1 protein-coding gene and 1 pseudogene are annotated in these 2,353 nt (G+C 41.4%); one reads left to right on the top strand and one right to left on the bottom strand.

The genetic code is table 11. The features are described from left to right. Positions 1–236: 236 nt before the first annotated feature. Positions 237–614, top strand: a pseudogene (locus BBA02S_RS19800) (sigma-70 family RNA polymerase sigma factor); the annotation flags it as partial. Here BBA02S_RS19800 and BBA02S_RS19795 read toward each other — a convergent pair. Then, positions 609–2,114, bottom strand: a complete 1,506-nt coding sequence (locus BBA02S_RS19795) for a recombinase family protein (RefSeq protein ID WP_041113264.1) — start codon at positions 2,112–2,114, stop codon at positions 609–611. The pseudogene BBA02S_RS19800 and the gene BBA02S_RS19795 sit on opposite strands and share 6 nt — an antisense overlap. Positions 2,115–2,353: the final 239 nt, after the last annotated feature.

Below are 2,353 nucleotides of genomic sequence, written 5' to 3'. Positions count from 1 at the left end.
TGGAAAGAAACTGGACCCATTCACACACAAGCTAAAAAGGACAGCGGACAACTTTCATTTTCGTTGACTTCAGTTGCAGTCTGCAACCGGGGTTCTCCGGTTTTTTATCCCCATTTCATGTAAGAGCCGACCCGCTCCTCCCGTTTTTCTCTGGAAATATCAAAGGGACAGGCAAATCAGCCGCTCCTTCCTCATACACTTAGGACAATACCAGATTTATTAAAGGAGGAGGTTCAATGCTCGGCATTCTTGCTGCTTTGTCCTACGCAGTAAAAGAATTACTATTTTTCGTATCTTACGTAAAAAACAACGCCTTCCCTCAGCCTTTATCTCCTAAAGAAGAACAAATGTACTTGGAGCAAATGGCGAAAGGGGATGCAGAGGCCCGCAACAAGTTGATCGAGCACAATCTTCGGCTCGTGGCGCACATTGTTAAAAAGTTTGAAAATACCGGCGAGGATTCTGAGGACTTGATCTCTATTGGAACCATCGGTTTAATTAAAGGCATTGAAAGCTATTCGGGAGGAAAAGGCACAAAACTGGCTACATACGCTGCACGATGTATTGAAAATGAAATATCAATGTCAATAGGGGCGCTTAGACGCCCCTTAAAATATTTCTATATCTATATTGTCATTCTCTTTGCTCACATAAATCTGTTTTACGATTGTTCGTATTAGTGTTTGTTTTGATTCAAAATCAAACTCTCTATCTTCATTCGTGATATACATTTTTATGACTCGTTTAAAATGCTCTATCGAGTCGTTACCTCGTTCTTCTTGTTTTATTTCCTTATTTAATCGGTTATACTGTTCTTGTAAGGATTCTTCCTTCATTTTCAAATCAGTTAATTGTTCTTTGATTTCAATAAGATCGGTTCCTTCCGACATGGCAGCTAAGGATATTAAATTCTTTCTGCCTTTTTTTATTTTCTCTAATTCTTTTTCTAAATGCTCCAGTTCTTGCTGCTGATATTTCTTGGCTTTCGGACTGGCGTTTTTAGTGCGCTCCAAAATTTTCTCTGGGTGATTTAAAAAGAACAACACCTTTTCCCAAACATACTTGTCTAATTCTTCTGTTCTCATGAAGTTCCCGCAGCCCGGATGTTTAGCTCCGCTGTAGTTTTTCTGATCGGAGTACATTGGAATCTTTTTGCCCCACCACGAACGCATCATGCCTGTCATTGTATTTCCACAATCCGCACACCGTATCAATCCAGATAACAAATATTTATGCTGTGATTCTTTAGCCGAACGGCGCCGGGATTGTTTGATTAGGTTTTGCGCAGCCGAGTATTGTTCTTCGCTGATAATCGGCGGGATTTTTACATAGATCCACTCTTCTTTCGGTCGGAGTGTTTGTTCTCGCTTTTCTCCTGACTGCACACGCACATAATCGCCCTCTGTGTCATGTTTGTTTTGCGGGTGATTACCTGTGTAAGATTCATTGAGAAGAATTTGTCGCACCACTTGGCGATGCCACACCCCTTTATTCTTTGCAGTAGGGACCCCCATGTCTGTTAAGTGCTTGGCGATCCCGTTAATGCCTTTGAACGGGCTGGCCGGATCAGTAAAGTAATCAAAGATCATTTTAACAACCTTTGCTTGTTCTTCATTAATGACATATGTTTTCTTGTCTCTATCATAGTCATATCCATACAAGCCATAGTTTCCCAGCACCTTGCCTTCTTTCACTTTCCGAATCTTGCCTGACTTCATCCGTTGTTTGATCTTCTCTTTCTCAAACTCTGAAATGGCGCCCCGCATGGAAAAGAACAACTTTCCTTCCGGAGAACGCGCGTATTCACCATTTACAAAGATTAATTCCGCCCCGGCTTTTCTTAATTCATCATCTAATATCAATTGATTCATTAGCTTTCTGGATAGCCTGTCTGGATCGTAACAATAAATCTTATCCACGATGCCGCTTTTTACATCTTCACGCAACCGAGAAAGACCAGGGCGTTCCATCAATTCTCCACTTATTCCTTCATCTATATAGCGCAAAACATCAGATGTGCCAGCTTTGGTGATACACTCGTCAATCTGATTCCTGACGCTGTACCCCTTCACGCTCTGTTCCTCTGTCGAGACGCGAACATAAATTGCCTTCATTTTCTAACTCCTTCCTTAAAAATTCCACAATCAAGTCGTAGCAAATCTCTCGCCGCTTTTCGAATTCTGGACCAATATGAACAGTTACCTTCACATTATATCACCTCAAATCAATCTATGAGGAAAGGACTTGTCCATATTAATAAGAAAAAAGACGGCTTAAACCGTCTTTAAATCATACCTACTCAACACCATCACCTTCACACCATGCTCTTCTGCTAGGCTATACAGCCGCTCTC

The sequence above is a fragment of the Bacillus badius NBRC 15713 genome (genome assembly GCF_001591605.1).
Taxonomy (GTDB): Bacteria; Bacillota; Bacilli; order Bacillales; family Domibacillaceae; genus Pseudobacillus; species Pseudobacillus badius.
The sequence above is the reverse complement of the archived record's forward strand: the minus strand, read 5'-3'. Positions and strand labels throughout refer to the sequence as shown.

What these genes read in the sequence shown, in the direction of transcription:
- BBA02S_RS19795 (WP_041113264.1), bottom strand. Translation starts at nt 2,114, where the DNA reads ATGAAGGCAATTTATGTTCGCGTCTCGACAGAGGAACAGAGCGTGAAG.